The organism is Erwinia sp. (assembly GCF_031978025.1).
GTDB lineage: Bacteria > Pseudomonadota > Gammaproteobacteria > Enterobacterales > Enterobacteriaceae > Erwinia.
In genome coordinates this window covers 1-8,449 of the sequence record NZ_DALZCD010000195.1, presented here as the reverse complement: position 1 = coordinate 8,449, position 8,449 = coordinate 1, and the positions used below count along the sequence as shown (strand labels likewise).

At 52.8% G+C, this 8,449-nt stretch carries 7 protein-coding genes; 3 read left to right on the top strand and 4 right to left on the bottom strand.

Annotated elements, in window-relative coordinates; all coding sequences use genetic code 11:
- From RTK32_RS15185 to xylA, 3 genes are all read right to left on the bottom strand, one after another.
- A partial coding sequence (locus tag RTK32_RS15185) for a substrate-binding domain-containing protein (RefSeq protein WP_312045429.1) occupies positions 1-739 on the bottom strand: 739 nt, incomplete at its 3' end.
- Positions 740-893: 154 nt separating this feature from the next.
- Positions 894-2,345 (bottom strand): xylulokinase, encoded by a 1,452-nt coding sequence (xylB, locus tag RTK32_RS15180; RefSeq protein ID WP_312045427.1) that lies wholly within the window; start codon positions 2,343-2,345, stop codon positions 894-896.
- Positions 2,346-2,374: 29 nt separating this feature from the next.
- Positions 2,375-3,694 carry a xylose isomerase gene (gene xylA / locus RTK32_RS15175; RefSeq protein WP_312045425.1) on the bottom strand — a complete coding sequence of 440 codons (1,320 nt, stop codon included), beginning with the start codon at positions 3,692-3,694 and terminating at the stop codon, positions 2,375-2,377.
- Between the two features lie 368 nt (positions 3,695-4,062).
- Here xylA and xylE point away from each other — a divergent pair, with 368 nt between their 5' ends.
- On the top strand, positions 4,063-5,553 hold the full coding sequence (gene xylE / locus RTK32_RS15170; protein ID WP_312045423.1) for a D-xylose transporter XylE: 1,491 nt from the start codon (positions 4,063-4,065) through the stop codon (positions 5,551-5,553).
- A gap of 185 nt (positions 5,554-5,738) precedes the next feature.
- Here xylE and RTK32_RS15165 read toward each other — a convergent pair whose 3' ends face one another.
- On the bottom strand, positions 5,739-6,488 hold the full coding sequence (locus tag RTK32_RS15165) for a DeoR/GlpR family DNA-binding transcription regulator (RefSeq protein ID WP_312045422.1): 750 nt from the start codon (positions 6,486-6,488) through the stop codon (positions 5,739-5,741).
- 79 nt (positions 6,489-6,567) lie between these two features.
- Here RTK32_RS15165 and RTK32_RS15160 point away from each other — a divergent pair, with 79 nt between their 5' ends.
- Together RTK32_RS15160 and RTK32_RS15155 are read left to right on the top strand one after the other, a co-directional pair.
- Positions 6,568-7,143: an NUDIX domain-containing protein gene (locus RTK32_RS15160; RefSeq protein WP_312045420.1), complete on the top strand. Its 576-nt coding sequence runs from the start codon at positions 6,568-6,570 to the stop codon at positions 7,141-7,143.
- Positions 7,144-7,609: 466 nt separating this feature from the next.
- Positions 7,610-8,026, top strand: a complete 417-nt coding sequence (locus tag RTK32_RS15155) for a GNAT family N-acetyltransferase (RefSeq protein ID WP_312045418.1) — start codon at positions 7,610-7,612, stop codon at positions 8,024-8,026.
- Positions 8,027-8,449 lie beyond the last annotated feature (423 nt).

The following is an 8,449-nucleotide window of genomic DNA, read 5'->3' as shown; positions in this document are numbered from 1 at the left end:
TCCTGCGCGTCCCCTGCACCACGGAAGAAAGCGAAATACGCGACAGATAGCGGGTCAACTCCTCATTATCAATGCCAATCACGCACAGGCTTTCCGGTACTGCGATGCCGATATGCTCACACGTCTGCAGGATGTGTCTGGCGCGGGCATCCGTGACGGCGACGATACCGGTATGCGCAGGCAGAGAATGCAGCCATTCCGCCAGCTTTTGCTGGGCTATTTCCCAGCTATTGCTGTCCGTTACCATCCCTTCATAAAGCAGCCCGGGCCACGGCATGTCACGGGTAAGACGCCGGAACGCCGACGCCCGCTCCTGTGCCCAGCGCTTGCCTGCCGAGGCAGGCAGGCCGAAAAAGGCGAAGCGTTCAATGCCTTTCTCAGTCAGGTGGTTTAGCGCAGCGGCCACCAGCGCCTCGTTATCCGTGGCAACGTAACTGACGCCAGGATAGTCTTCGCGGTTACTGTAAGATCCGCCCACGCCGACTACCGGCAGCGCAATTTGACCCAGCTGCGCGGCAAGCTGACTGTCATCAAAGTCCGCTATGATGCCGCTGCCGGAAAGAATGTTCTCGTTCAGATGATGAACGCTGAAATCCTCTTCTATATAAATGTCCCAGTCGCACTGCGAGGCGTAAAAATACTCGCCTATGCCTTCAATAATCTGTCGGTCATACGCTTTGTTAGCATTAAACAGAAGCGAAATTCGGGCGTGCCTGGTACAAGCATCATTGTTCTTCATATTCTGACCCTGAAACGAAAGCGACCGCTTCAATATGAAGAATTTTTTTGTAAAGACAAGGGATCCCGGGAAGCCATCGTCAGGCCTGCCGGGGCGATCAAAAAAAAAGCGGCGCGGCGTTTTCCGTTATGCAGAAAAACCCGCTGGCCGCGCGTTAAAGTGAGACGGTTTGTTGATAGAGCGAGCTGAATAACCTTTGCCGCTGGCGGTAGAAATCATGGCGATCGGCACGAGGCGTATAGCGGGACTCCAACGGCAGCACCGGCAGCAGATCCGCGGGCGACACCCCCGGATAGCAGCTCATGCGGGCGAGCCTGGCCGCCCCCAGCGCCGGGCCAACATCGCCGCCCGTACGGTATTCCATCGTAACGCCGGAGATATCGGCCAGTAGCTGCCGCCAGAACGCACTGCGTGCCCCTCCGCCAATCAGCGTGACGGCAGCAGGCCGGATGCCCGTCGCCCGTAAGGCGGCCATCCCTTCCGCCAGGCCCAGGCTGACGCCTTCCAGCACCGCCATCGCCAACTCTGCCGGACCGTGCTGATGAGTGAATCCCCAGAACACGCCGGTCGCATCAGGATTATTATGCGGCGTGCGCTCGCCGGACAGATAAGGCAGGAAACAGGGCGACTTCTCTCCCGGTTTCGCCTGTTCGGCCAGCGCCAGCAGGGCCGCCACGGAAGACTGCCCCGTCAGCCGCGCCGCCCAGTCCAGGCAGGAAGCCGCACTGAGCATCACCGACATCAGGTGCCAGGTGTCGGGCAACGCATGACAAAAGCTGTGTACGGCCTGCTCGGGGTTACTGAGAAAGCGCTCGCTAACCGCAAAACAGACGCCGGACGTGCCCAGCGACAGCATTGCCTGCCCCGGCTGCCAAATCCCGGCACCAATCGCGCCGGCGGCGTTATCGCCGCCACCGGCGACAACCGGCAGGTTAGCGGGTAGCGACCAACGCTGGCTCAACGCGGCAGTTAGCTGCCCCGTGACCTCGTTACCTTCAAACAGCGTCGGCATCTGGTCGCGCGTCAGGCCACAGGCCGCCAGCAGCTTATCGCTCCAGGCGCGTTTGCCGACATCCAGCCACAGCGTGCCTGCCGCATCGGACATATCGCTGGCGAACTCCCCGGTCATTCGCCAGCGCAGATAATCCTTCGGCAGCAGAACATGGGTAATCTGATGATAAATAGCCGGCTCATGCTCTTTTACCCACAGCAGCTTGGGCGCGGTAAAGCCTGGCATCATCAGGTTGCCCGTTATCTGACGAGCATCCGGCACGCTGGCTTCCAGCTGCTGACAGGCTTGCGCGCTACGGCCGTCGTTCCATAAAATAGCGGGTCGCAGGACTTCCTGCTGCTGCCCAAGCAGCACGGCGCCGTGCATTTGCCCGGTCAGCCCGATCGCCCGAACCGCTTTCAGCGTATGCTGCGCGGCCAGTGCCAGCATGACCCGGTCGGTGGCCTGCCACCACGCTTGCGGATCCTGCTCAGACCACAAAGGATGAGGACGAGAGACGGTCAGTTTCTCCGTGTGGCTGGCCAGCACCCCATTGTTTTCGTCCAGCAGGACGCCTTTTACGCCGGACGTACCAAGATCGATTCCTATATACATGCGTTGCTTCCTCTGGCATGGGGCAGTTGCTACCGGTAGAGGGCCTGATTCACAATATTTTCCAGCCGCTCCTGATGGCCGCTGCGGTGCTGCGGGAAGAGGGCTGATTTTTCCGTATAGCCCGCCAGTTCCTGCAAAGAGAGTTTCCCGGCAAGGATATCCTGACCCAGCTGGCCATTCCAGCCCGCGTAGCGTGCTTCGCGAGCCTGCTCAAGCCGTCCTTCCTCGATCAGGCGAGCGGCAATGCGCAGGCCGTGCGCCATCACATCCATTCCGCCGATATGGCCGTAAAACAGGTCGTAAGGATCGGTACTCTGACGGCGAACTTTGGCATCGAAGTTCAGCCCGCCGGTAGTGAACCCGCCTGCCTTGAGAATTTCATACATAATCAGGGCGTTTTCCTCCACGCTATTTGGGAACTGATCCGTATCCCAACCGAGCTGCAAATCACCACGATTAGCATCCACAGAACCAAAAATGCCCAGCGCGGCCGCCGTGGCGATTTCATGGTGGAAAGAGTGTCCGGCCAGCGTCGCGTGGTTAGCTTCCACGTTCACTTTGATCTCATTTTCTAACCCGAACTCTTTCAGAAAGCCGTAAACGGTTGCCACATCATAATCATACTGATGTTTGGTCGGCTCCTGCGGCTTCGGCTCGATTAACAAGGTGCCGGTAAAGCCAATGCGGTGTTTGTTCTCTACCACCATCTGCATAAACCGGCCAATCTGGGCGCGTTCCTGCTTCAGATCGGTATTCAACAAAGTTTCATACCCTTCACGGCCGCCCCATAAAACATAGTTTTCACCGCCCAGTTTTTGCGTAGCGGCCATGGCCGTATTGACCTGCAGCGCGGCCCAGGCAAACACTTCCGGGTCCGGACTGGTAGCCGCGCCTGCGCCATAACGTGGGTGGGTGAAACAGTTTGCGGTTCCCCATAGTAACTTCACGCCGGTTTGCTGCTGTTTTTCCGCCAGGAGGTCCGTCATCACCGCAAAGTTATGCAGATATTCCTTCACGGAATTCCCCTGAGGCGCCACGTCGGCGTCGTGAAAGCAATAAAACGGCACGTTAAGCTTGTCGAAAAACTCAAAGGCGATATCCGCCTTCACTTTCGCCTGTTCCAGCTCGTTGCCCGCTTTAAACCAGGGACGTTCGAATGCGCCCGTGCCGAACATATCGGTGCCGGCCCAGCAGAAGGTGTGCCAATAGCAGGCGGCAAAACGGAGGTGATCTTTCATTTTTTTGCCAAGAATAACTTCATCCGGATTATAAAAATGAAAGGCCAGGTCGTTCTGACTGTCACTGCCTTCATAAGCAATTTTAGTTATACGATCGAAATAGTTTGCCATGGTCATTATCCTTAAAGATATTTTCAGGAAGTAGTGGGAACCCCATTACTATGCAAACAATAAAGCCTGGTACTCAATTATAAAATTTCGTAAAACGTCGCTGTAATATCCCAACCATGACATCAGTCACAAAGTTGTTAGCAAAGAGCAAGAGGACTGAAAAGACAGCCTGTGATCCCTCTCATAAAAAGCAAAACGCCTGTAGTGTTTACAAAAAATTGTAATTTCCTTGCGGCGTCCGGAAGATTATGTTTTATCACGCGGCAGACGTGCTTCAGCAAAAATGATGCGCCGATCAATAAAAAGGGCAACCCTGGCCTCAAACATAAAACGCTCCACCTTATTTCTTCCTACCCAAGAGGTTTGTTATGGCAAGAGCATCTGAAATGAAAGCCAATAATCGCTATATAATCTCCGTCACGCTGGTGGCAACATTAGGCGGGTTATTATTTGGTTACGATACGGCGGTCATTTCCGGGACCGTTTCTTCACTGAATAAAGTTTTTATTTCTCCCCGGGAATTAAGCGAATCGGCAGCCAATTCACTGCTGGGTTTTTGCGTTGCCAGCGCGCTGATTGGCTGTATTATCGGCGGCGTACTGGGCGGGCCGTTAAGCGCCCGTTTTGGCAGAAAGAAAACGCTGCTGGTCGCGGCCGTTCTGTTCTTTTTATCGGCGTTGGGCTCCGCTTTTCCCGAGGTCGGCCATCGCGCCGTCAGTACGGATAACGGTGTGCCTTATTATCTTTCGGGTTATCTCAGCGAATTCGTCATCTACCGTATCGTTGGCGGGATTGGTGTGGGCCTGGCTTCTATGGTTTCCCCTATGTATATCGCTGAAATTACGCCAGCGAAAATTCGCGGTCGTATGGTTGCCTGCAACCAGTTTGCTATTATTTTAGGCCAGCTGCTGGTTTACTGCGTCAATTACAGTATTGCGTTATCCGGTAATGCAGACTGGCTGGATACCCTCGGATGGCGGCTGATGTTCCTCTCGGGTGCCATACCTTCTTTATTATTTTTCATTCTGCTGTTTGCCGTACCGGAAAGCCCGCGCTGGCTGGCCGCTAAGGGAATGAATGACAAAGCCGCCGTCATTCTGGAAAAACTTTTTGGCAAAGCACAGGGCCAGCAAGAGCTGCAGAATATTACGCATTCGGTTAATACTCGCACCAGCAAAAGCGCCCCGCTGTTTTCTTTTGGTGCTGGCGTTATTGTTATTGGCATTATGCTTTCCGTATTTCAGCAATTTGTCGGTATTAATGTGGTTTTATATTATGCGCCGGAGGTTTTCCGCTCCGTTGGATCCAGCACCGATGTCGCTCTGTTACAAACTATTATTGTGGGCATCATTAATTTAATTTTCACCACCATTGCTATTATGACGGTGGATAATTTTGGCCGCAAGCCGCTGCAAATTATCGGCGCACTGGGCATGGCGATCGGCATGTTTACGCTGGGCACCGCCTTTTACAGCAAAATGTCCGGCGTGGTGGCGCTGGGCGCAATGCTGTTTTACGTAGCGTCCTTTGCTATCTCCTGGGGGCCGGTCTGCTGGGTATTGCTGGCGGAAATTTTCCCTAACCGCATTCGCAGTAAAGCGATGTCGCTGGCCGTGGCAGCACAGTGGGTGGCGAACTATCTGGTTTCGTGGACTTTCCCGATGATGGATAAAAACAGCACGCTCAACGCGCATTTCAATAATGGTTTCGCCTACTGGTTGTATGGCGTAATGGGGCTGCTGGCGGCGATATTTATGTGGAAATTTGTGCCGGAAACCAAGGGCAAATCTCTGGAAGAGCTGGAGTCCCAGTGGAAAAAACCTGCCGGTGGTGAGCTGAATGAGAAGCTGGCCGACTGACGTTTAACCCGCCGGCAGGCTAGCCTCCTGTCGGCCAGACCAGCTCGCTGCTCATTCAGTGCGTGTCACCAGCCAACAGCCCGTTCTATAAGCGGGCTGTTGGCTTCTTTTGCTCAGACTTTATTTGTAGAAGACGCAGGCATCAGCTGCTCTGTTCGTCAAAAAGGAGCTTTAAGAACGTTGCTCTACAGCAGCGTAATCTGCTTTTGCTGCAAAAGCTTACGCATATCGGCACCTGGCTCGCCATCAACGATTAACGTGCTGGCGATGGTCAGCTCGCCAATAGCAAAGGCGGAGGCTGAATTAAGCTTCTCTTTAGACACCATCACCACCGTCTCAGCGGCTCTTGCTGCCAGTGCCCTTTTAACGCCGGCTTCTTCATGGTTGCCGGTGGTTAAACCGGCGGTTTTGTGCACGCCGGTCACTCCCATAAAGAAAAGATCGGCATTGATACGCGCGATGGCCTCAAACACCGTTGCTCCTACCGCTACCAGAGAGTGACGATAGAGCTGGCCGCCAAGCATAATCACCTCGATCAGAGGAAAATCTGCCAGAGCAACAGCAATGTTCGGGCTATGTGTAATGGCTGTGAAGGCCAAATCCCGGGGCAATAAACGCACCATTTCCGCCGTGGTTGTGCCACCGTCGATAATGACTACCTGACCGGGCTGAATCAGCTGAACCGCTTTTCGGGCAATAGATTGCTTGGAGGTAATCTGCACGTTTTTGCGTGTTTCAAAGGGCGCTATGGCGGCAGAAACCGGCAGCGCCCCACCATGCACACGCTGCAGTAACCCTTCGGCGGCAAGCTCACGCAGATCGCGGCGGATAGAGTCTTCAGACACCCCAAAGCGCTGGCTTAACTCGCCGGACATGACCTGATCCTCGGCGGCAAGCAGCCTTAATATTTGCTGTTTACGTTGAGTGGAGAGCATAATTTTCCATTCTTGTTTTTTCTTGATAGTGCACGATTGTGCATGATAATGTCCCCCCTGTCATCATCAGGGGGACTTTATGCAGCAGAAAATACGCAATATTCGTGAACAGGTGTTATCCGATAACTGGTACGTATTAAAAAAATATACCTTTGAACTGCAACGTGCAGATGGCCAGTGGCAGGAGCAACAGCGTGAGGCTTATGACCGTGGCAACGGCGCAGTAATACTGCTTTACAACCGCTGCAAGCGCACCGTGGTACTGACGCGTCAGTTTCGCCTTCCGGTTTTTATCAATGGTCATCACGGCTTTCTGATTGAGGCCGCCGCCGGTTTGCTCGACGAGGCTTCACCAGAAGCGCGCATCATCGCAGAAGCGGAAGAAGAAACGGGGTATCGGGTTAAAAAGCTTGAGAAAGTGATGGAAGCCTATATGAGTCCCGGCTCGGTGACAGAAAAGCTTTATTTTTTTATCGCTGAATACACGGATGAGGATCGTCAAAGCTCGGGCGGCGGGCTGGTCGATGAGGGCGAAGATATAGAAGTGATGGAATGGTCTCTGGACCATGCGCTGGCCGCGATACGCAGTGGAGAAATTATGGATGCCAAAACCATTATGTTACTTCAACATCTCGCCTTGAATGTGACTTTTTAAGCGGGTACATAATTATTATTGTGGGTCTGGTGCGAACCGGCACAGAAGGAAACCCCATACAAGGTGCATGCTGACCTGCAAAAGCCCGGACAGGCGGCATTACAGGTTGATCACCAAGGGCAGATGCCCGCGTTCGGCAAAGAGTTGGCATCTTTTGTCATGGCCACACCTCGTAATATTTGATAGTACAAGCTAAAGCAGGAACAGCCCCTGCGGGATTGATCCACCACGGGCTTCTGACATGGCTACCAGCAGTAGAGGAATACCAAAAAGAGCAAACGCTTAAAGGAGCGCCAACTTCTGACACATTGAAGATTGACGTCAGACCAATGTCTGCTTTGAGCGAGGAGCGGACCTTAACATCCTTGCAACAAGGATGTTATGCCATATTAGACATAATATCCCCGTTGCAAATCATGCCCCATACGCCTATAAAATCAGAAACCTATGTGGAAATGAGGGCACTATGGACCTCTCGAACAGAAAATTACTGCCGCTTGAATCGGATCATGCTTACAGTCTGATTTCACAGCTCCGGAATACTTCCAAAGAGAAATTTATCGAAAGCGTCAGAATTCAGACCATGAACGGTTATGAGCTTGTTGGCGCATTTGGCGATGAGAAAATGCTCGGCCTGATGGGCTTCCGCCCCGTTCATACTCTGGCCAGAGTATCACATCTCCATATTGATGATTTGGTCGTAGATGAGGCATTAAGAAGTTCGGGGATAGGGAAAAAACTGCTGGATTTTGCCACCACTGAATCAGAAAGCAGGGATATGAACTTCGTGTTTCTTGATGCCCGACAGCAGGCGATACCATTTTATGAGCGTAATGGTTTTGTGGCTCACACTTCACCTTCAATGAAAAAGCCTCTCCGATAAAACCAAAGAGCCTGTACCTGGGCGTTTTACAGGGTTGCTATCAATAATGCCCGGGCAGTCTGATTTAACATAAGAGTTCTTACAAGTACCGATTAAATAGCCTCAAGATATTTTCCCCTCTTAAATATTTCGCGTCATCAGTCATAAAAACTAGTTCCTAATGCTGATATGGAAAAAGCCCCTCAGCCCCCCCACTCTTTTGCCTTAGCTACACCAATCCTTCTCTCCTTGTCCGGAGATCCGAAAACCCCAAAAGTCGGAACACACAAAAACTGACGCACAGGTGTTTACTCATTACCATCTGCAATTTCATCCCGTTATACTATGAAAAAACAGGAGGCTGGCGTGAAACTGAAAATGCAGGAAATGAGACTGTTTAACCTCGTGTTTGAGAGCGATGCCGGCTGATGTGTTTTGACAATA